Below are 20196 nucleotides of genomic sequence, written 5' to 3' on the forward strand. Positions count from 1 at the left end.
TATTCGCCAGTTTTTTCACCGAGCCCGCCCCGATGCGTCGACTTGCCCGCCCCAAACCCGCTTTAGTCATCCTGATTCTGATTGCCCTGGTTGCCGCCGGGGTCGTTGCGCAACAGTTTCGTCTGTTCGAACGTGCCTGGTTCAACTGGCGGGTGTGGCATCAGCCCGCCGATGAACGCAGCATAGGCCTGGCCGATTACCGCGTGTCCCTGGAGGGCCAGGTGATCGAGGGGCTCGACGACGATGTGTCGGCCCTCACCTACGACCCCGTGCGCAAAAGCCTGTTTACCGTCACCAATAAAAACGCCGAGTTGGTCGAGCTGTCCCTGCAGGGCAAGATCCTGCGGCGGATTCCCCTGGTGGGTTTTGGCGATGCCGAGGCGGTGGAGTTCATCAGCGACAACATCTATGTGATCAGCGACGAGCGCCAGCAGCGGCTGATCAAGGTGCATGTGGATGACGACACCCAGTTTCTCGATGCGGCCGATGCGGAGCAGATGACCCTGGGCGTGCACATTGGCAGCAACAAGGGCTTTGAGGGCCTGGCCTATGACTCGGTGGGCCAGCGCCTGTTTGTCGCCAAGGAACGCGACCCGATGGTGATTTACGAAGTCCACGGTTTTCCCCATTTCAAAGCGGAAAAAACCTACTCGGTACACGTGATCAACAACCCCAAGCGCGATGCCGGGCTGTTTGTGCGCGACCTGTCGAGCCTGCAATACGATGAGCGCAGCGGCCATTTGCTGGCGCTGTCGGATGAGTCATTCCTGGTGCTGGAGCTGGACATCGACGGTCGCCCGCTGAGCAGTCTGTCGCTGCTCAACGGGCGCCACGGCCTGAAAAAGCGTGTGCCCCAGGCCGAAGGCATCGCCATGGACGACGAGGGCACGCTGTATCTGGTCAGTGAGCCGAACCTGTTCTACGTGTTCAAAAAGCCCTGATCAGAACATCCACTGCACGCTGTGTTACATAAATCCAGCGTGGAGCACATACCAAATGGGAGAGGGGGCTTGCCCCTCCCACATTGGAACTGCCACATTGGAGTTGTGGTGTCTTTAGGCTTTGAGGGTTTTTACGCCTTCCGGGGTGCCCAGCAGCAGCACATCCGCCGGACGTGCGGCGAACAGGCCGTTGGTGACCACGCCAACGATGGCGTTGATCTGCGTCTCCAGCTCCACCGGGTGGGTGATCTGCATGTTGAACACATCGAGGATAATGTTGCCGTTATCGGTCAGCACGCCTTCGCGGTACACCGGGTCGCCGCCCAGTTTCACCAGCTCGCGGGCCACGTGGCTGCGGGCCATCGGGATGACTTCCACCGGCAGCGGGAAAGCACCGAGTACCGGCACCAGCTTGCTGGCGTCGGCGATGCAAATGAAGGTCTTGGCCACGGCCGCGACGATTTTCTCGCGGGTCAGGGCTGCGCCGCCGCCCTTGATCAGGTTCAGGTGTTCATCGCTTTCGTCCGCGCCGTCGATGTAGAACTCCAGGTCGCTCACGGTGTTGAGCTCGTACACCGGAATGCCATGGCCTTTAAGGCGTGCGGCGGTCGCTTCGGAGCTGGCCACGGCGCCATCGAACGCGCCTTTGTGCTGGGCCAGCGCATCGATAAAGCAGTTGGCAGTGGAGCCGGTGCCGACACCGACGACGCTCTTGTCGTCGAGTTTGGGAAGGATTAAATCGACGGCGGCCTGGGCCACTGCCTGTTTGAGTTGATCCTGGGTCATGCGGGCTCCGGAGCGGGCGGGGAGTTATCGAGGGCGGCGAGTATACCCCAACAAACCTTGGGATTCGTGTGGTCTCCCGGCCAAAAGCCGGGTTAGACTCCGTGGTCCTGCCCAACCCCCGAAGTAGATGCCTGCCGATGCTTGAACACTACGTCAAAAAGATCCTCACCTCGCGCGTTTACGACGTTGCCGTAGAAACACCCTTGCAGACTGCCCGCCAGCTTTCCGAGCGGCTGGGCAATCAGATTTGGCTCAAGCGCGAAGACTTGCAGCCGGTGTTCTCGTTCAAGATTCGCGGCGCCTACAACAAACTGACCCAGCTCAGTGCCGAAGAACGCGCACGCGGCGTGGTCACCGCCTCGGCGGGCAACCATGCCCAGGGCCTGGCCCTGGCGGCCAAGGTGCTGGGGGTCAAGGCGACCATCGTGATGCCCAAGACCACGCCGGAAATCAAGGTCGAAGGCGTGCGCTCCCGTGGCGGCAAAGTGGTACTGCACGGCGATTCCTTCCCGGAGGCGCTGGCCTATTCGCTCAAGCTGGTCGATGAAAAAGGCTACGTCTACATTCACCCCTACGATGATCCGCACACCATTGCCGGGCAGGGCACGGTGGCGATGGAAATCCTGCGCCAGCACCCCGGGCCGCTGGATGCGATCTTCGTACCGGTGGGCGGCGGCGGGCTGATCGCCGGTATCGCGGCGTACGTGAAATACCTGCGTCCGGAGATCAGGATCATCGGCGTCGAGCCGGACGACTCCAACTGCCTGCAAGCGGCGATGGCCGCCGGTGAGCGTGTGGTGTTGCCGACCGTGGGCATCTTCGCCGATGGCGTGGCGGTGGCGCAGATCGGCCAGCACACCTTCGACATCTGCAAAGACTATGTGGATGAAGTGATCACCGTCAGCACCGATGAAATCTGTGCGGCGATCAAGGACATCTACGACGACACCCGCTCCATCACCGAGCCGGCCGGTGCGTTGGGCGTGGCCGGGATCAAGAAGTACGTCGAGACCCGCGGCGTCAGCGGCAAGACCTTTGTCGCCATCGATTCGGGCGCCAACGTCAACTTCGACCGCCTGCGCCATGTAGCCGAACGTGCCGAGCTGGGTGAAGGCCGCGAAGCCATCATCGCCGTGACCATTCCCGAGAAGCCGGGCAGCTTCAAGGCGTTCTGCGAGGCGGTGGGCAAGCGCCAGATTACCGAATTCAACTACCGCTATCACACCGGCAGCGAGGCCCACATCTTCGTCGGCGTGCAGACCCACCCGGAAAACGATCCGCGCAGTGCGTTGATCGCAAGCCTCACGGACCAGGGTTTCCCGGTGCTGGACCTGACCGAAAACGAATTGGCCAAGCTGCATATCCGCCATATGGTGGGTGGTCACGCCGCCAAGGTCAGCGACGAGCTGGTGTTTCGTTTTGAGTTCCCCGAACGGCCGGGGGCGTTGTTCAACTTTCTTAACAAACTGGGCGGGCGCTGGAATATCTCGATGTTCCACTATCGCAACCACGGCGCGGCCGATGGCCGTGTGGTCGCCGGCCTGCAAGTGCCGGCGGACGAGCGCCACCTGGTGCCGGCGGCCCTGGCGGAAATCGGCTACCCGTACTGGGATGAAAGCGAAAACCCGGCCTACCAGTTGTTCCTCGGTTGAGCGACTAAGCTGACTGAGCGGCCTTCAAGGAATCGAGACTATGGAAACGCTGACCACCCTCAAGGTTATCCACATCGCCGCCACCGTGTTGCTGCTGCTCAGCGGCCTCGGCCTGGCGGTACTGGCCTGGCGCAAGCGCAGCGCCGGGCCGGCGGTGACTATGCAACGGCCGTGGGCATTTGTGTGGCTGCTGATGGGCATTTGCCTGCTCAGCATGCCGTTCACCGGCTGGTGGCTGGTGCACCTGACTGGCTGGCCGCTGGGGCAAACCTGGATTCTGGGCTCCAGCATTCTCTACACCGTGGCGGCGCTGGCATGGTTCTGGCTGGTGGCGCGGCTTAATCGCTTGCGTAGAGGCGAGGGTGGCAGCCTGAATTTCACTGTGGTGCTCGCGGTGGTGAGCCTGGTGGGGTTTGTGGCGATTGCCGGGCTTATGGGGGCCAAGCCCGTGTAGGAGCGAGCTTGCTCGCGAAGAACGTCAACGATGACGCGGGTATCCTGGATGCACGCGGCGCTCTCAGGTTTTTCGCGAGCAAGCTCGCTCCTACAGGGTTGGGGGGTCAGCTGCGCAGCGTAATCACCGGCCAGCCGCGCCGTTCAGCCTCAGCACGAAGATTGGGGTCCGGGTCCACCGCCACCGGGTGCGTCACCTGCTCCAGCAACGGCAAATCATTCATCGAGTCGCTATAGAAGTAGCTGTCCTCCAGGCTATACCCGGTCTCCTCCAGCCAACGGTTCAAACGCGTCACCTTGCCTTCGCGAAAGCACGGCACATCGGTGCTGCGTCCGGTGTAGCGGCCATTTTCCATCTCGCATTCGGTGGCAATCAGGGTTTCAACGCCCAGGCGTGCGGCAATCGGCGCGGTGACGAAACGGTTGGTGGCGGTGATGATCACCAGCTTGTCGCCGGCGGCGCGGTGTTTGGCCAGCAGTTCCAGCGCCTTGGGCAAGATGATCGGCTCGATGCAGTCGCGCATATAGTCGTTGTGCCATTCGTCCAGCTGAGCCATTTCGGTGCGGCCGAGGATTTCCAGGCAGAAGTTCAGGTAAGCGGCGTTGTCCAGCGTGCCGGCCAGGTAGTCCTGATAAAACTCGTCGTTGCGGGCCTTGTAGGCCACCGCATCGAGAATCCCGCGTTCACACAGGTAATCGCCCCAGGCGTGGTCGCTGTCACCGCCGATCAGGGTGTTGTCCAAGTCGAATAAAGCCAGGCGCATTGCAGTTACTCGCTGAAAAGTCTGTAAAAAGGCGTCCAGAATACGGTCTTTTCACAAGAGTGCACATAAGGTAAGAAGCCTCGTTGCCGCTGGAGGAAGCTTTGTGGAACAATGCGGTGATATGCGTTTGCGAGGTTGTTGCCGTGATCGACCCCGATGGTTTCCGTCCTAATGTCGGGATTATTCTCACGAATGATGCCGGACAGGTGCTATGGGCTCGCCGAATCAACCAAGATGCCTGGCAGTTTCCTCAAGGTGGGATCAACCCCGATGAAACCCCTGAAGACGCCTTGTACCGTGAGTTGAACGAAGAAGTCGGCCTTGAGCGCGAAGATGTGCAAATTCTGGCCTGTACCCGTGGCTGGTTGCGCTATCGTTTGCCGCAACGCCTGGTGCGTACCCACAGCCAACCGCTGTGTATCGGCCAGAAGCAGAAGTGGTTTCTCCTGCGCCTGATCTCCAATGAGCAGCGGGTGCGGATGGATTTGACCGGTAAACCGGAGTTCGATGGCTGGCGCTGGGTCAGTTATTGGTACCCGCTGGGCCAGGTGGTGACATTCAAGCGCGAGGTTTATCGTCGCGCTCTCAAAGAGCTTGCCCCGCGCCTTTTATCGCGCGACTGACGACGGAGTTCGACCCCGAGCCATGCTCAATACGCTGCGCAAGATCGTCCAGGAAGTTAACTCCGCCAAGGATCTCAAGGCGGCGTTGGGGATTATTGTGTTGCGCGTCAAGGAAGCCATGGGCAGCCAGGTCTGCTCGGTTTACCTGCTGGACCCCGAGACCAACCGTTTTGTGCTGATGGCCACGGAGGGCTTGAACAAGCGCTCCATCGGCAAAGTCAGCATGGCGCCCAATGAAGGTCTGGTGGGCCTGGTGGGGACGCGTGAAGAACCCCTGAACCTTGAAAATGCGGCCGATCACCCGCGTTATCGCTACTTTGCCGAAACCGGCGAAGAACGCTACGCCTCGTTCCTCGGTGCACCGATCATTCACCACCGCCGCGTTGTCGGCGTACTGGTCATCCAACAGAAAGAACGCCGTCAGTTCGACGAAGGTGAAGAAGCCTTCCTGGTGACCATGAGCGCGCAGCTCGCCGGGGTTATCGCCCACGCCGAGGCCACCGGCTCGATTCGCGGCCTGGGGCGCCAGGGCAAGGGCATCCAGGAAGCCAAGTTCGTCGGCGTGCCGGGTTCGCCGGGTGCCGCCGTGGGTACCGCCGTGGTCATGCTGCCACCGGCCGACCTCGACGTGGTGCCGGACAAGACCGTCGATGACATCGACGCTGAGATCAAACTGTTCAAGACCGCCCTGGAAGGCGTGCGCGCCGACATGCGCAACCTGTCGACCAAGCTGGCGACCCAGTTGCGCCCCGAAGAGCGTGCGCTGTTCGATGTCTACCAGATGATGCTGGACGACGCGTCCCTGGGTAACGAAGTCAAGACCGTGATCAAGACCGGCCAGTGGGCCCAGGGTGCACTGCGCCAGGTGGTCACCGATCACGTCAACCGTTTCGAAATGATGGACGACGCCTACCTGCGCGAACGTGCCTCGGATGTACGCGACCTGGGTCGCCGTCTGCTCGCCTACCTGCAGGAAGACCGCACCACCAACCTGGTCTACCCCGACAACACCATCCTGATCAGCGAAGAACTGACCGCCACCATGCTCGGCGAAGTGCCTGAGGGCAAACTGGTGGGCCTGGTCTCGGTATTGGGTTCGGGCAACTCCCACGTGGCGATCCTGGCCCGTGCCATGGGCATCCCGACGGTGATGGGCCTGGTGGACCTGCCGTATTCCAAAGTGGATGGTATCGACATGATCGTCGATGGCCATCGCGGCGAAGTCTTCACCAACCCCAGCGAATTGCTGCGCAAGCAATACGCCGAAGTGGTCGAGGAAGAGAAACAGCTGGCGCTGGGCCTGGACTCATTGCGCGAACTGCCGTGCGTGACCATCGACGGCCACCGTGTGCCACTGCTGGTCAACACCGGCCTGCTGGCCGATGTGGCCCGTGCGCAACAGCGCGGCGCGGAAGGGGTAGGGCTGTACCGCACCGAAGTGCCGTTCATGATCAACCAGCGTTTCCCGAGTGAGAAGGAGCAGCTGGCGATTTATCGCGAGCAACTGCAAGCCTTCCATCCGTTGCCGGTGACCATGCGCAGCCTGGATATCGGCGGCGACAAGTCACTGTCGTATTTCCCGATCAAGGAAGACAACCCCTTCCTCGGCTGGCGCGGTATTCGCGTCACCCTCGACCACCCTGAAATTTTCCTGGTGCAGACCCGCGCCATGCTCAAGGCCAGCGAAGGCCTGAACAACCTGCGTATCCTGCTGCCGATGATCTCCGGCACCCACGAGCTGGAAGAAGCCCTGCACCTGATCCACCGCGCCTGGGGCGAAGTGCGCGACGAAGGCGCCGACGTGCCGATGCCGCCGATCGGCGTGATGATCGAAATTCCGGCGGCGGTGTATCAGGCCAAGGAGCTGGCGCGGCAGGTGGACTTCCTGTCCGTGGGCTCCAACGACCTGACCCAGTACCTGCTGGCCGTGGACCGCAACAACCCACGGGTCGCCGACCTTTACGACTACCTGCACCCGGCCGTGCTGCAAGCGCTGCAACACGTCGTACGCGACGCCCATGCCGAAGGCAAGCCGGTGAGTATCTGCGGGGAAATGGCCGGCGACCCGGCGGCGGCGGTGCTGTTGATGGCGATGGGCTTTGACAGCCTGTCGATGAACGCCACCAACTTGCCGAAAGTGAAGTGGATGCTGCGTCAGGTTGAATTGAGCATGGCCAAGGATTTGCTGGCCGAGCTGATGACCATCGACAACCCGCAGGTTATCCACAGCTCGCTGCAATTGGCGCTGAAGAATCTGGGGCTGACCCGAATGATCAATCCGGCTTCTGCGAAAACCCTTTAGACCTGCCAATGAACATCCAATTGTGGGAGGGGGCTTGCCCCCGATAGCAGTGTGTCAGTCAGAGTATCTGGTACTGATACACCGCAATCGGGGGCAAGCCCCCTCCCACATTTGATTTTTGGTGTGATTAAAGATTGAGTTCGACTTCACCCAGCCTGCCACCCTGCGGCCCGAAACTGCGCTCCACCATCCGCCGCGTGCCGTCGGCATTCACAATCAGCGCCGTGCTCGCCCGTGTTCCGTAACTGGGGCTGGCGATAAATACGCTCGACAACAGGCTCTCCGTCGCCAGGCCGACGCCGGTATCCGGCAGCTCGGCGAACTGTGCGGTCTGCGGGTCGCTCAAGATATCCAGCAACGCCTGTGGCTGCGGATCGTCGAGGATGTCTGCGAGTGCGGCCCTGGCCTTGAGCAACTTCGGCCAGGGCGTATCCAGCCCGGCATTGGACAAACCGTACACGCCGGCCTTCAACCGCGTCGGCGTGGTCTCGTTGGCGTTGTAATGCCACAGTTGGTCCGGTGTGCCTACCAGCAGGTTGAAGCCGGCGTATTCAATCGAGCGGCCATTAACATCGGCCAGATAGTCGTCAATCGACAGCGAACCACTGAGAAAACGCGCCACCAGTTCGCCACGGGACTTGCGTGACGGTGGCTGGTGCGGGTCGCGGATATTGGTCAACGCGGCAAAGCGCCCGTCGGCGTTAACCCCCAGCCAGGTGCCGCCCGCTTCCTGGTCGCGACCGGCATAGACCTGGGGTAGATCCGGCCATTGCGCCAGGGGCAGGCTGGGCCGGGCGTAGAACTCATCGCGGTTGGCCGCGACGATCAGCGGCTGGGCATGGCCCGGCCGCCAGGCAAAGACAATCAGGCACATCGGGCGATCCCTTGTGTGTTTTTCCTCACTCTACCCACACAACTGCGAGCGTTCCATCGCAACGAAGTTGGGCCGCGCACCTTCCATCCGTTAACATGCCGGGCCGTTGGGTGTGTATGTGAACTTCTTAATTTGATCTCGCAGCTGTAACGCAGGCTTAATCGCGCATCGGCATGGTCCGATGCGTCATGACTAAATGTTTAACGAGGAGTCGCAATGCTGCCTTACCCGCAGATCGATCCGGTGGCCCTGGCCATCGGTCCGCTGAAAATCCACTGGTACGGGTTGATGTACCTGATCGGCATCGGCGGTGCCTGGCTGCTGGCTTCCCGGCGCCTGAACCGTTTCGACCCGACCTGGACCAAGGAGAAGCTCTCCGACATGGTGTTCTGGATGTCGATGGGGGTAATCGTCGGCGGGCGCCTGGGGTATGTGCTGTTTTACGATTTGTCGGCGTATATCGCCAACCCGACGCTGATCTTCGAAGTGTGGAAGGGCGGCATGGCGTTCCATGGCGGCTTTGTCGGCGTGATGATCGCCGCCTGGTGGTTCGGCCGGCGCAACGGCAAGTCGTTCTTCCAGTTGATGGACTTCGTCGCACCGTTGGTGCCCATCGGCCTGGGCGCCGGGCGCATCGGTAACTTCATCAACGCCGAGCTGTGGGGCAAGCCCACCGACGTGCCGTGGGCCATGGTGTTCCCGCCGTTCAGCGACCCGGCGCAATTGCCGCGCCATCCGTCGCAGCTGTACCAATTCGCCCTGGAAGGTGTGGCACTGTTCCTCATCCTCTACCTCTTTTCGCGCAAACCACGCCCAACCATGGCGGTTTCCGGGATGTTCGCGCTGTTCTACGGGATCTTCCGCTTTATCGTCGAGTTCGTGCGGGTGCCGGATGCGCAGTTGGGCTACCTGGCGTGGGGCTGGCTGACCATGGGCCAGGTCCTCAGTATTCCGATGATCCTGGCGGGCCTGGGCCTGTTGTGGTGGGCGTACAACCGTCCGCAACCGCTGAAGAACGCCACGCTTTAAATTCGAATGCCAGGACCAGGAGGTCCTGGCTTCAACGATACGGGTAATCACATGAAGCAATACCTCGAACTCCTGCACGACGTCGTGACCAATGGCCTGACCAAGGGCGATCGTACCGGCACCGGCACCAAGGCCGTGTTCGCCCGCCAGTATCGGCATAACCTGGCCGACGGCTTCCCGCTGCTGACCACCAAGAAGCTGCACTTCAAAAGCATCGCCAACGAGCTGATCTGGATGTTGAGCGGTAATACCAACATCAAGTGGCTCAACGAAAACGGCGTGCGCATCTGGGACGAATGGGCCACCGAAGACGGCGACCTGGGCCCGGTGTACGGCGAGCAGTGGACCGCCTGGCCCACCAAGGACGGCGGCACGATCAACCAGATCGACTACATGGTTCACACGCTCAAGACCAACCCCAACAGCCGCCGCATCCTGTTCCACGGCTGGAACGTCGAATACCTGCCGGACGAAACCAAGAGCCCCCAGGAAAATGCGCGTAACGGCAAGCAAGCGCTGCCCCCGTGTCACCTGCTCTACCAGGCGTTCGTGCACGACGGCCACCTGTCGATGCAGTTGTACATCCGCAGCTCCGATGTCTTCCTCGGCCTGCCCTATAACACCGCCGCGCTGGCGTTGCTCACCCACATGCTGGCGCAGCAGTGCGACCTGATCCCCCACGAGATCATCGTCACCACCGGCGATACCCATGCCTACAGCAACCACATGGAACAGATCCGCACCCAGCTGGCGCGCACGCCGAAAAAGCTGCCGGAACTGGTGATCAAGCGTAAACCGGCATCGATCTACGACTACAAGTTCGAAGACTTCGAAATCGTTGGCTATGACGCGGATCCGAGCATCAAGGCAGACGTGGCGATCTAAAGCTTGTCTCGGTCAAAAATGTGGGAGGGGGCTTGCCCCCGATTACGGTGTGTCAGTAGCAGATATTCTGACTGACACACCGCTATCGGGGGCAAGCCCCCTCCCACATTTTGATTCGGTTATCAGCCTGAGTCAGTGGCCGTGGCTGCGGCCCACGTGCGAGGGCTCGGCCTCGCTGGCCGCAATCCCTCCGCTGACTTCCAACTGCTGCAGGATTCCACACGGCTCCCCACCCCCGCAGCGCTGGCGCAGGTCCAGCAATTGCTCCTGCAACGCCAGCAGCCCATCGATCCGCGCCTTTACATGGTGGATATGCTCATCAATCAACGCATTCACGCTTTCGCACTGGTCCTGGGGGCTGTCGCGCAGGCTGAGCAGGCTGCGGATTTCTTCCAGTGTCATGTCGAGGCTGCGGCAGTTGCGGATAAAGATCAGCCGCTCGGTATGCGCCTGGGTGTACACGCGGTAGTTGCCGTCCGTGCGTGCGGGGGGTGGCAGCAGGCCTTCCTTCTCGTAATAACGGATGGTTTCCACCGGGCAGTCGGTGAGTTTGGCCAGTTCGCCGATCTTCATCGCAGCAATCTCCAAATGGGTGCTTGACCCTATAGTGGCTACAGGGTCTTTACTTGGCAACAGGCACCTTTCCGGACGCGACACCATGAGCGATTCCCTCCACACCCCGCACAAGCACGACCACGATCACAGCGAGCACACGCTCAAGCCGGTACATGACCACGGCGGCGCCTGCTGTTCCGGCGCTCCGGCACCTGCGCGGGTGCAACTGAGCGACGCCCCCACCGCCGGCTCGCGCCTGAGCACCTTTCGCATCGAAGCGATGGACTGCCCTACTGAGCAGACGCTGATCCAGAACAAATTGGGCAAGCTTGCCGGCGTGCAGCAGTTGGACTTCAACCTGATCAACCGCATCCTCGGCGTCACCCACGATTTGCCGAGCACTGCGCCGATCATCGACGCGATCAAATCCATCGGCATGCAGGCCGACCCGATTGAAGAAGGCACGCCTGCTGCCGCCCCGCCTGCCAAGAAGCACTGGTGGCCGCTGGCTGTGTCGGGCGTGGGCGCGTTGGGCGCCGAGGTCCTGCATTTCAGCGGCATTGCACCGACCTGGGTGATCGCCCTGGTGGCATTGGTGTCGATCCTCAGCGGTGGCCTCACCACCTACAAAAAGGGCTGGATTGCCCTGAAAAACCTCAACCTGAACATCAACGCACTGATGAGTATCGCCGTGACCGGTGCGGTGCTGATTGGCCAGTGGCCGGAAGCGGCGATGGTGATGTTCCTGTTTACGGTGGCCGAGTTGATCGAAGCCAAGTCCCTGGACCGTGCGCGCAATGCCATCAGCGGCTTGATGCAGATGACCCCGGAACAGGCCACGGTGCGGCAGGCTGATGGTTCCTGGATGGAACAGGAGGTCAAAAGCATTGATCTTGGCGCCATTGTGCGGGTCAAGCCCGGCGAGCGCATCGGCCTGGACGGTGAGGTGACTGCTGGTCAATCCACCATCGACCAGGCACCGATCACCGGTGAAAGCCTGCCGATTGAAAAGACCGTGGGCGATAAAGTCTTCGCCGGTACGATCAACCAGGCTGGCTCCCTGGAATATAAAGTGACCGCAGGCGCCAACAACTCCACCCTGGCGCGGATCATCCACGCGGTGGAGCAGGCTCAGGGCGCGCGGGCACCGACCCAGCGTTTTGTCGACAGCTTCTCGAAAATCTACACCCCGGCGGTGTTCTTGTTTGCCCTGGGCGTGGCCGTCATCCCGCCGCTGTTCATGGCGGGCGTCTGGTTCGACTGGATCTACCGCGCCCTGGTGTTGCTGGTGGTCGCGTGCCCGTGCGCCCTGGTGATCTCCACCCCGGTGACCATCGTCAGCGGCCTTGCGGCGGCGGCGCGCAAAGGCATCCTGATCAAGGGCGGCGTGTACCTGGAGGGCGGTTACAAGCTCGACTACCTGGCCCTGGACAAGACCGGCACCATCACCCACGGCAAGCCGGTGCAAACCGACTATGTGCCGCTGTTCGACACCGTGCAGGACAGCGCGCCGGCCCTGGCCGCGAGTCTGGCGGGGCGTTCCGACCACCCGGTGTCCCTGGCCATTGCCAACGCGGCGGTGGATAAAAACCTGCCGTCCCACGTTGTGGATAACTTCGAGGCATTGCCCGGGCGTGGTGTGCGCGGTGACATCAACGGCGAAACCTACCATCTGGGCAACCACCGTCTGGTGGAAGACCTCGGGCTGTGCTCGCCGGCGCTGGAGGAGAAACTCTTCGCCCTGGAAAAACAGGGCAAGTCCGTGGTGTTGCTGCTCGACAAGTCCGGCCCGCTGGCCTTGTTCGCGGTGGCCGACACCGTCAAGGACAGCAGCCGCGAAGCCATCCGGCAACTGCACGACCTGGGCGTCAAGACCTTGATGCTGACCGGCGATAACACCCACACCGCCCAGGCGATTGCGGCTCAGGTCGGTATCGATCAGGCCCGAGGCGACTTGTTGCCCACCGATAAGCTGCAAGCGATTGAAACGCTCTACGGCCAGGGCTACCGCGTCGGCATGGTCGGCGACGGCATCAACGACGCCCCGGCCCTGGCCCGCGCCGAAATCGGCTTCGCCATGGCTGCGGCGGGCACCGACACCGCGATCGAGACCGCCGACGTGGCATTGATGGACGATGACCTGCGCAAGATTCCCGCATTCATCCGGCTCTCCAGGCAAACGTCGAGTATCCTCAAGCAGAACATCGCCCTGGCGCTGGTGATCAAGGCGATTTTCCTGGCGGTCACGTTCCTCGGCATGGCCACCATGTGGATGGCGGTGTTCGCCGACATGGGCGTCAGCCTGCTGGTGGTGTTCAATGGCCTGCGCCTGTTGCGCAAATAGACGATGAGAGGGCGGTGTGCTGAGTGCTGAGCTGAAGGCGTTTTACAAGGTCGCCCGCCTGGGCAGCATCACCCAGGCGGCGAAAAAACTCGGCCTGAGCCAGCCCACGGTCACCACCCAGATTCGCAACCTGGAAAGCCAATACGGCGTTGAACTGTTCTACCGTGGCGGTCGCCGTCTGACGGTGAGCGATGAGGGCGCGCGGCTGTTGCCGATGGTCAAGGCGCTGTTGCAGCAGGAAGCGGATATCGAGTTTTTCCTGCGTAACAATGGCCAGGTTCAAGGCGCGCTGAGGATCGCCGCGACGGCACCGTACTACATCCTCGATCTGGTCAAAGCCTTTCGCGAACGCCTGCCGCAAGTGGAAGTGTCGGTGGAAATCGGCAATTCCCAGCAGGTGCTCGAAGCGCTGGACGACTACCGTGTCGACGTCGCCGCCTCGTCGCAACTGCTGGAGGACGCGCGCCTGGTGCGTCGTGTGCTCGGCACTGATCCTCTGGTATTGGCGGTGCATCGCAACCATCCGTTGGCCAGGCTTGATAATGTGCCGTTGACTGCGCTGGCCGGGCATACGCTGCTGATGCGTGAAGCGGGGTCCACCACCCGCAGGCTGACGGAAGACATGCTTCAGGGCGCTGGCGTCAGCTACGGGCCGCTGCTGGAAATCGGCAGTCGTGAGTCGATCCGCGAGGCGGTGCTGCGCAATATCGGCATCAGCATCATTGCGCGGCAGGAAGTGCCCCATGATCCGCAGCTGAAGGTGCTGACCCTTGAGAATGCGCCGCAGATTCCGGAGTATCTGTACTGCCTCAAGGAGCGCAAAGGTGCGCGGCTGCCGGCGGCTTTCCTTGGCCTTGCCCAGGAAATGTCACCAATTTGATCGTTCCCACGCTCCGCGTGGTAACGCCTCCCGGGACGCTCCGCGTCCCGCTTGATCATGCTCACCTCCAAGAGCCCAACCCAAATCCACCAATACCCCTATCACGCCCTTTTGCCCTTCTGCCACATCAGCGAAGTATTCCCCCCCTAGCATGGCCTTCATCCGATCGATGAGGCGCCACCATGAACACAGCCCTGACCCACCCCGGCGCACCGATGAAGGTGCGCGGTCTCCAGAAACGCTTCGGCGCCTTTACCGCGCTCGATAACGTGTCCCTGGATGTCGCCGCCGGCGAGCTGGTGTGCCTGCTGGGCCCGTCCGGCTGCGGCAAGACCACCATGCTGCGCTGCATCGCCGGCCTTGAGCACCAGGACAGCGGCGAAATTTACCTGGGTGACCGCGATGTTTCCCGGCTGCCGCCCCAGGCGCGGGACTACGGCATCCTGTTCCAGTCCTACGCGCTGTTTCCCAACCTGACCGTAGAAGCGAACATCGGCTACGGCCTCACCGGCAGCGGTCGCGATGAGGTGCGCAAGCGTGTCGGGCAGATGCTTGAGCTGGTCGGCCTGCTCGGCAGCGAAAAGAAATACCCCGGCCAATTGTCCGGCGGGCAACAGCAGCGGGTAGCCCTGGCGCGTGCCCTGGCGCCGGCACCTTCGTTATTGCTGCTGGATGAACCGATGTCGGCCCTCGACGCCCAGGTTCGCGAGCATCTGTGCACCGAACTGCGCCAACTGCAACGACGCCTGGGCATCACCACGCTGATGGTTACCCACAATCAGGACGAAGCCATGCTGATGGCCGACCGTATCGCCGTGATGAACAACGGCAAGGTCGAGCAATACGCGACGCCCCAGGACATCTACGACCGCCCGGCCACGCCGTTCGTGGCGGAATTTGTCGGCCAGGGCAACTGGTTGCCGTTCAGCCGCAACAGCGCCAGCCACGCCCAGGTCGGTGGGCTGAAGATGCGCCTGGCCGACGACGCCGGCATGGCCACCTCCGGTCGTCTGTTCTGCCGGCCGGAAGCCATCAGCGTGAATCCGCCGGTGCATGAAGAAAACCTGTTTGCGGCCAAGGTGCGCGAGATCACGTTTCTGGGCAACCGCTGCCGCATGAGCTTCGAACTGGCGCAGCTGCCGGGCCACGCGTTGCTGGCCGAACTTGCACCACACGACATGCCGCGCCTGGGCAGCCAGGATATCTGGGTGGCGTTGCCGCCGCGCAGCCTGCAGGTGTTTGCCTGAGATGGCTGCGATCATGAGCGCGCCGCTGCCGCGTCAGGCGGCCCGCGCCGAGTGGGGTGACCGCCTCTTCGTGGTCGGCGGCAAATGGCTCTGGCTGGGCCTGTTGGTGGTGGCGGTGCTGCTGCCGCTGCTGGCGATCTTCTGGCGTGGCTTCAGCAGCGAAGCCGGGCAGGGCGGCGGCCTGATCGCCGCACGTGAATTGCTGACCAGCGCCAATTTCCACTGGTTGCTGGGCAATAGCCTGAAAGTCTCCCTGAGCGTAGCCGCGATCGTCGTACCGCTGGCCTATCTGTTTGCCTACGCGCTGCAACGCACCTTGATCCCCGGCAAGGTGATCTGGCGCGGCGTGTCGCTGCTGCCGTTGATGGCGCCCTCGATGTTGCCGGGCATCGCGCTGGTGTACCTGTTCGGCAACCAGGGGCTGTTGCGTGGGTTGCTCTCGGACAATATCTACGGCTTCTGGGGCATTGTCCTGGGCGAAGTGATTTACACCTTCCCACACGCCCTGATGATTCTGCTGTCCGCATTGTCGCTGGCGGATGCGCGCTTGTTCGACGCGGCCTCCAGCATGGGCGCCAGCCCCGCCCGGGCGTTTCGCAGCATCACCTGGCCGGCCACGCGCCAGGCGGTGTTCGCGGCGTTCTGTTTGGTGTTTACGTTGACGATCACCGACTTCGGCGTGCCGGTGGTGGTGGGTGGGGACTACCAGGTGCTGGCCCTGGAAGCCTACAAGGCCGTGGTCGGTCAGCAACAATTCGGGCGCGGCGCGTTGATCGGCATGGTGCTGCTGTTGCCGGCGCTGTTCAGCTTTGGCGTGGATGCGTGGTTGCGCCGCCGTCACGGTGGTGCCATGAGCGGCCGTGCCCAGGTCTTTCAGCCGCTGCCGTCGCGTTCAAGGGATGGCTGCTACCTGGCCATCGTGCTGCTGATCTGCGCGGCGCTGCTGCTGGTGTTCGGCATGGCGGTGTATTCCTCGCTGGTCAAATTCTGGCCCTATAACCTGTCGCTGTCGCTCAACCACTATCAGTTCGAAGACACCGCCGGCGGCGGTTGGCTGGCCTATCGCAACAGCCTGACCATGGCGCTGTGCACGGCGCTGATCGGCAGTGTGCTGATCTTCACCGGTGCCTATTTGATGGAAAAAACCAAGGGCCAAAAGGGCCTGAACCTGGCCCTGCGCCTGCTCAGCTTTGTGCCGATGGCCGTGCCGGGCCTGGTGCTTGGCCTGGGCTATGTATTCTTTTTCAACCTCGGCGGCAACCCGCTGCATGTGTTCTACGGCAGCATGGCACTGCTGGTGGTGTGCACCATTGCTCACTATCTGACCACCGCACAAATGACCGCCACCACCGCACTGCGCCAACTGGACGCCGAATTCGAAGCCGCCGCGTTGTCCCTCAAGGCGCCGCTCTACCGCCATTACCTGAAAGTGACGGTGCCGATCTGCCTGCCCGCGCTGCTGGATATTCTGCGTTACCTGTTCGTGTCGGCAATGACCACCGTCTCCGCTGCGATCTTTCTCTACAGCCCCGACACCATCCTCGCCGCCGTCGCCGTGTTGAACATGGACGACGCCGGCAATGTGGGCGGTGCGGCGGCCATGTCGACCCTGATTCTGTTCACCTCAGGCAGCGTTTCGTTGCTGCTGGCGTGGGCTTCACGTGGCGCCTTGCGCCGCTCCCAAGCCTGGCGCCAGACCGCGCCCGGGCAATGATCCTTCAAAGGAGGTATTCCATGTTCAAGCCCCTGGCGCTGGTCGCTGCCGTACTCACTGCATTCAGCCTGAATGCCTTCGCCAAGACTGAGCTGACCGTGTACACGGCCCTCGAAGCCGAACAGTTGAAGACCTACAAAAAGGCCTTCGAACAGGCCAACCCCGACATCGAGATCAAGTGGGTGCGCGACTCCACCGGCATCATCACCGCCAAACTGCTGGCCGAGAAAGACCGCCCGCAGGCTGACGTGGTCTGGGGCCTGGCCGCCTCCAGCCTGGCGATACTTGACCAGCAAGGCATGCTCGATACCTATGCCCCGAAAGACTTGGACAAGATCGGCAAAAACTACCGCGACGCCGCCAACCCGCCGGCCTGGGTCGGCATGGACGTGTGGGCCGCCACCATCTGCTTCAACACCGTCGAAGCCGAAAAGCAGGGCCTCACCAAACCGGTGAGCTGGCAGGACCTGACCAAGCCTGAGTACAAGGGCAAGATCGTGATGCCCAACCCGGCCTCCTCCGGCACCGGCTTCCTGGACGTGAGCGCCTGGTTGCAGACCTTCGGCGAGAAGCAGGGCTGGCAGTACATGGATGACCTGCACCAGAACATCGGCCAGTACGTTCACTCCGGCTCCAAGCCGTGCAAGTTGGCGGCATCCGGTGAGTTCCCGATCGGGATTTCGTTTGAGTACCCGGCCGTGCAGTTGAAGCGCCAGGGCGCACCGCTGGACATCATCCTGCCCAAAGAGGGCCTGGGCTGGGACATCGAAGCCACGGCGCTGATCAAGGGCACGACCCATGCCGAGGCTGCGAAAAAACTGGCGGACTTCTCTGCAAGCCCGGCGGCGATGGCGTTGTACAAGGACAATTTCGCCGTGCTCGCCCAACCGGGGATCGCCAAACCGCAGACTGAATTGCCCGCCGATTACGAGCAGCGGTTGATCAAGAACGACTTTGTGTGGGCGTCGAAGCATCGCGACAGCATTCTGGCTGAGTGGCGCAAGCGTTATGACGGGAAGTCGGAAAAGCAGTAACCGATCGTTCCCACGCTCCGCGTGGTAACGCCGCTCTGGACGCTCCGCGTCCGCTCTTGAACGTCGTGACGCAGAGCGTCACTGGATGAGTTCCCACGCGGAGCGTGGGAACGAGAGGACGGTATGAGTAGTGATCTGTTAATTGTCGGCGCCGGCATCCTCGGCCTCTCCCACGCCTACGCCGCCGCCAAGCGCGGCCTCAAGGTCAAGGTCTTCGAACGCAGCGCCACGCCCCTGGGCGCCTCGGTGCGTAACTTCGGCCAGGCGCTGGTCACCGGCCAACCGCCGGGGCCGATGCTCGACCTGGCAAGGGAAAGCCGCGCTATCTGGGGGCATTGGGCGCAGGTGGCCGGCCTTGCGCTCAAGCGCAATGGCTCCTACCTGTTTGCCCGTACCGAAGCCGAAGCGCATCTGCTCGAAGCCTTTTGCCGCGGGCGTGCCCGCGAGCACGGCTACAACGTCGAGCTGCTGCAAGGCGCGGCCTTGAATGACCTGTACGCCGGCCAGTTCCGCCATCACCGCGCCGCGCTGCATGGCAGGGACGACCAGCAACTCTATTCACGCGAAGCGATTCCGGCGCTGATCAACTACCTGGCGCAAGCGCTGAACGTGGAGTTTCACTTTTCCACCTTGGTGCATGACGTCGAGCCGGGCCAGTTGCACAGCACGGCGGGGCGTTTTCGCGGCGAGCAGATCATTGTGTGTTCCGGTCACGACTACCAGACCCTGCTGGCCGATTCGATGGCCGCACTCAACCCGCAAGTCTGCCGCCTGCAAATGCTGCGGGCACGGCCGGCGCATGACCTGAACCTGCAACATGCCTTGCTGACCGGCCTCAGTTGCGTGCATTACGGTGCGTTTGCCGACTTGCCCGAGGCCGCCGCGGTACAGGCGCAGATCCTGCGCGAAACGCCGCACTTGCAGGCGCACGGGATTCACCTGCTGATCAGCCCCACGCCCCATGGCGAGTTGATCATCGGCGATTCCCATGATTACGGCAGCGATGCATCGCCCTTCAACGCCGAACAGGTCGATGACTGGCTGATCGAACTGGCCGAGCAGACCCTGGGTTGCAAGATCCAGGTGGTGGAGCGTTGGCAGGGTGTGTATGGCTCGCGTGGGCCCGCGCCGTTTTCATTTGTCCAGGCGGCTGCGGGCATCAGCGCCGCGTTGATGCATACCGGTGTGGGCATGAGCGTGGGCCCGGCGATGGCCGAGCGAAATATCACCACAGTGTGGGGGCCGGCGTAATGACTCGTGAGCGCTTGCTTGCCGAGCTGTTCGGCCTGTACGAACGCCATGGCACGGCGGATTACATCGGCGAGCCGGTGTCGCAGATTGAGCACATGTCCCAGGCTGCGCAGCTCGCGATGGCCGAAGGCTTTGACGATGAAGTGGTGCTGGCGGCGTTCTTCCACGATATCGGCCACCTCTGTGGTCAGGGTGGCGAGGGCATGGGTGGGTATGGCGTGCTCAGCCATGAGCGGCTTGGCGCAGATTACCTGCGTCGTGCAGGCTTCAGCGAACGCATGGCGAGGTTGGTGGAATATCACATACAAGCCAAGCGTTACCTGACCTTCAAGCAGCCGGACTATTACGCACAGTTGAGCGAGGCCAGCCGCCGCACGCTGGCGTATCAGGGCGGTGTGATGACCGCGCAGCAAGCACAGGCGTTCGAGCAGGACCCGCTCTGTCACATCAGCCTGCGCATGCGCCATTGGGACGAACAGGCCAAGCAGATGCACATCTCGTTGCTGGACCTTGAAGTGCTCAAGGCCAAGGCCCTGCGACTATTGGCCGATCAGGACGCGTCCAGCCGCTGAGCCAGTGCCTGGATTTGCTCCTGACGCTCGGCCTGGTTCAACTTGGGGCGTGGGTTGAGCGACGACCATTGCGGATAGGCGCGGGCCCTGTTCAGCGCGTCCGGCAGCTTGCCTTCGCGCCAGGTCTTGTCCTGGGGCGTGTCGACTTTGATGCTGTGCATGGCCGCATGGCCGCGCAGGTTCAAGGCCTTGACCAACTGGCGCTGGCGCAGGGCGAGCAGGCGCAGCACGCTGTCGTCGACGGTCAGCTCGCGCTGGCCCTTGATCTTGCCGAGCAGGCGACTGCCGTA

19 protein-coding genes are annotated in these 20196 nt (G+C 62.2%); 14 read left to right on the forward strand and 5 right to left on the reverse strand.

Going from position 1 to position 20196, the window contains the following annotated elements:
- Positions 1-32: 32 nt before the first annotated feature.
- Positions 33-941 (forward strand): SdiA-regulated domain-containing protein, encoded by a 909-nt coding sequence (locus BFP90_RS18405; RefSeq protein ID WP_065897660.1) that lies wholly within the window; start codon positions 33-35, stop codon positions 939-941.
- Between the two features lie 114 nt (positions 942-1055).
- On the opposite strand, the gene rpiA is transcribed toward BFP90_RS18405, so the two are convergent.
- Positions 1056-1727, reverse strand: a complete 672-nt coding sequence (gene rpiA / locus BFP90_RS18410) for a ribose-5-phosphate isomerase RpiA (RefSeq protein ID WP_065893872.1) — start codon at positions 1725-1727, stop codon at positions 1056-1058.
- Positions 1728-1864: 137 nt separating this feature from the next.
- On the opposite strand from rpiA, the gene ilvA reads away from it, so the two are divergent.
- Positions 1865-3379: a threonine ammonia-lyase, biosynthetic gene (ilvA, locus tag BFP90_RS18415; RefSeq protein WP_065893871.1), complete on the forward strand. Its 1515-nt coding sequence runs from the start codon at positions 1865-1867 to the stop codon at positions 3377-3379.
- A 40-nt stretch (positions 3380-3419) separates the two neighbouring features.
- A complete protein-coding gene (locus tag BFP90_RS18420; protein ID WP_065897661.1) occupies positions 3420-3833 on the forward strand; it encodes a DUF2269 family protein in 414 nt (137 codons plus the stop codon).
- A 106-nt stretch (positions 3834-3939) separates the two neighbouring features.
- Here the strand turns inward: BFP90_RS18420 and BFP90_RS18425 are convergent, their stop codons facing one another.
- A complete protein-coding gene (locus tag BFP90_RS18425; protein ID WP_065893869.1) occupies positions 3940-4596 on the reverse strand; it encodes a histidinol-phosphatase in 657 nt (218 codons plus the stop codon).
- Positions 4597-4739: 143 nt separating this feature from the next.
- Between BFP90_RS18425 and BFP90_RS18430 the strand changes: the two genes are divergently transcribed.
- The gene (locus BFP90_RS18430; RefSeq protein WP_053128161.1) at positions 4740-5219 is read left to right on the forward strand and encodes an RNA pyrophosphohydrolase; all 480 of its coding nucleotides are present in this window, start codon (positions 4740-4742) and stop codon (positions 5217-5219) included.
- A gap of 22 nt (positions 5220-5241) precedes the next feature.
- Positions 5242-7521 (forward strand): phosphoenolpyruvate--protein phosphotransferase, encoded by a 2280-nt coding sequence (gene ptsP, locus BFP90_RS18435; protein WP_065887067.1) that lies wholly within the window; start codon positions 5242-5244, stop codon positions 7519-7521.
- Between the two features lie 127 nt (positions 7522-7648).
- Here the strand turns inward: ptsP and BFP90_RS18440 are convergent, their stop codons facing one another.
- Positions 7649-8395: an NRDE family protein gene (locus BFP90_RS18440; protein WP_065897662.1), complete on the reverse strand. Its 747-nt coding sequence runs from the start codon at positions 8393-8395 to the stop codon at positions 7649-7651.
- A 216-nt stretch (positions 8396-8611) separates the two neighbouring features.
- Here BFP90_RS18440 and lgt point away from each other — a divergent pair, with 216 nt between their 5' ends.
- Both lgt and BFP90_RS18450 read left to right on the forward strand, forming a co-directional pair.
- A complete protein-coding gene (gene lgt, locus BFP90_RS18445; RefSeq protein ID WP_065897663.1) occupies positions 8612-9424 on the forward strand; it encodes a prolipoprotein diacylglyceryl transferase in 813 nt (270 codons plus the stop codon).
- Positions 9425-9475: 51 nt separating this feature from the next.
- The gene (locus BFP90_RS18450) at positions 9476-10309 is read left to right on the forward strand and encodes a thymidylate synthase (protein ID WP_057022799.1); all 834 of its coding nucleotides are present in this window, start codon (positions 9476-9478) and stop codon (positions 10307-10309) included.
- Positions 10310-10441: 132 nt separating this feature from the next.
- On the opposite strand, the gene cadR is transcribed toward BFP90_RS18450, so the two are convergent.
- Positions 10442-10882: a Cd(II)/Pb(II)-responsive transcriptional regulator gene (gene cadR, locus BFP90_RS18455; protein WP_065893866.1), complete on the reverse strand. Its 441-nt coding sequence runs from the start codon at positions 10880-10882 to the stop codon at positions 10442-10444.
- A gap of 85 nt (positions 10883-10967) precedes the next feature.
- Here cadR and BFP90_RS18460 point away from each other — a divergent pair, with 85 nt between their 5' ends.
- The 7 genes from BFP90_RS18460 to BFP90_RS18490 all read left to right on the forward strand — a co-directional run bounded on the left by BFP90_RS18460 (position 10968) and on the right by BFP90_RS18490 (position 19906).
- A complete protein-coding gene (locus BFP90_RS18460) occupies positions 10968-13208 on the forward strand; it encodes a heavy metal translocating P-type ATPase (RefSeq protein ID WP_065897664.1) in 2241 nt (746 codons plus the stop codon).
- Between the two features lie 16 nt (positions 13209-13224).
- Positions 13225-14088 carry a LysR family transcriptional regulator gene (locus tag BFP90_RS18465; RefSeq protein WP_065897665.1) on the forward strand — a complete coding sequence of 288 codons (864 nt, stop codon included), beginning with the start codon at positions 13225-13227 and terminating at the stop codon, positions 14086-14088.
- Positions 14089-14270: 182 nt separating this feature from the next.
- Positions 14271-15335: a putative 2-aminoethylphosphonate ABC transporter ATP-binding protein gene (locus BFP90_RS18470; protein ID WP_065887074.1), complete on the forward strand. Its 1065-nt coding sequence runs from the start codon at positions 14271-14273 to the stop codon at positions 15333-15335.
- A 1-nt stretch (position 15336) separates the two neighbouring features.
- Complete coding sequence (locus tag BFP90_RS18475; RefSeq protein WP_065897666.1) at positions 15337-17049, forward strand: putative 2-aminoethylphosphonate ABC transporter permease subunit; 1713 nt, start codon at positions 15337-15339, stop codon at positions 17047-17049.
- Between the two features lie 20 nt (positions 17050-17069).
- Complete coding sequence (locus tag BFP90_RS18480) at positions 17070-18083, forward strand: putative 2-aminoethylphosphonate ABC transporter substrate-binding protein (protein ID WP_065897667.1); 1014 nt, start codon at positions 17070-17072, stop codon at positions 18081-18083.
- Positions 18084-18206: 123 nt separating this feature from the next.
- A complete protein-coding gene (locus tag BFP90_RS18485) occupies positions 18207-19334 on the forward strand; it encodes a TIGR03364 family FAD-dependent oxidoreductase (RefSeq protein WP_065897668.1) in 1128 nt (375 codons plus the stop codon).
- The gene (locus BFP90_RS18490) at positions 19334-19906 is read left to right on the forward strand and encodes a phosphonate degradation HD-domain oxygenase (RefSeq protein WP_065897669.1); all 573 of its coding nucleotides are present in this window, start codon (positions 19334-19336) and stop codon (positions 19904-19906) included. The genes BFP90_RS18485 and BFP90_RS18490 overlap by 1 nt, the downstream gene beginning before the upstream one ends.
- On the opposite strand, the gene BFP90_RS18495 is transcribed toward BFP90_RS18490, so the two are convergent.
- Positions 19885-20196 (reverse strand): DUF3482 domain-containing protein (locus BFP90_RS18495; protein ID WP_141688985.1); only part of this gene is annotated, 312 nt, incomplete at its 5' end. The two genes, BFP90_RS18490 and BFP90_RS18495, sit on opposite strands and share 22 nt — an antisense overlap.

The organism is Pseudomonas sp. 24 E 13 (genome assembly GCF_900004715.1).
GTDB lineage: Bacteria > Pseudomonadota > Gammaproteobacteria > Pseudomonadales > Pseudomonadaceae > Aquipseudomonas > Aquipseudomonas orientalis_A.

Bases quoted from the DNA above. Each gene is read 5' to 3' on its own strand.
- BFP90_RS18450 (WP_057022799.1), top strand. From the start codon at position 9,476: ATGAAGCAATACCTCGAACTCCTGCACGACGTCGTGACCAATGGCCTG.
- ptsP (WP_065887067.1), top strand. From the start codon at position 5,242: ATGCTCAATACGCTGCGCAAGATCGTCCAGGAAGTTAACTCCGCCAAG.
- ilvA (WP_065893871.1), top strand. From the start codon at position 1,865: ATGCTTGAACACTACGTCAAAAAGATCCTCACCTCGCGCGTTTACGAC.
- BFP90_RS18475 (WP_065897666.1), top strand. From the start codon at position 15,337: ATGGCTGCGATCATGAGCGCGCCGCTGCCGCGTCAGGCGGCCCGCGCC.
- BFP90_RS18405 (WP_065897660.1), top strand. From the start codon at position 33: ATGCGTCGACTTGCCCGCCCCAAACCCGCTTTAGTCATCCTGATTCTG.
- BFP90_RS18425 (WP_065893869.1), bottom strand. From the start codon at position 4,596: ATGCGCCTGGCTTTATTCGACTTGGACAACACCCTGATCGGCGGTGAC.
- BFP90_RS18480 (WP_065897667.1), top strand. From the start codon at position 17,070: ATGTTCAAGCCCCTGGCGCTGGTCGCTGCCGTACTCACTGCATTCAGC.
- BFP90_RS18420 (WP_065897661.1), top strand. From the start codon at position 3,420: ATGGAAACGCTGACCACCCTCAAGGTTATCCACATCGCCGCCACCGTG.
- BFP90_RS18470 (WP_065887074.1), top strand. From the start codon at position 14,271: ATGAACACAGCCCTGACCCACCCCGGCGCACCGATGAAGGTGCGCGGT.
- BFP90_RS18440 (WP_065897662.1), bottom strand. From the start codon at position 8,395: ATGTGCCTGATTGTCTTTGCCTGGCGGCCGGGCCATGCCCAGCCGCTG.
- lgt (WP_065897663.1), top strand. From the start codon at position 8,612: ATGCTGCCTTACCCGCAGATCGATCCGGTGGCCCTGGCCATCGGTCCG.
- BFP90_RS18485 (WP_065897668.1), top strand. From the start codon at position 18,207: ATGAGTAGTGATCTGTTAATTGTCGGCGCCGGCATCCTCGGCCTCTCC.
- BFP90_RS18490 (WP_065897669.1), top strand. From the start codon at position 19,334: ATGACTCGTGAGCGCTTGCTTGCCGAGCTGTTCGGCCTGTACGAACGC.
- rpiA (WP_065893872.1), bottom strand. From the start codon at position 1,727: ATGACCCAGGATCAACTCAAACAGGCAGTGGCCCAGGCCGCCGTCGAT.
- BFP90_RS18460 (WP_065897664.1), top strand. From the start codon at position 10,968: ATGAGCGATTCCCTCCACACCCCGCACAAGCACGACCACGATCACAGC.
- cadR (WP_065893866.1), bottom strand. From the start codon at position 10,882: ATGAAGATCGGCGAACTGGCCAAACTCACCGACTGCCCGGTGGAAACC.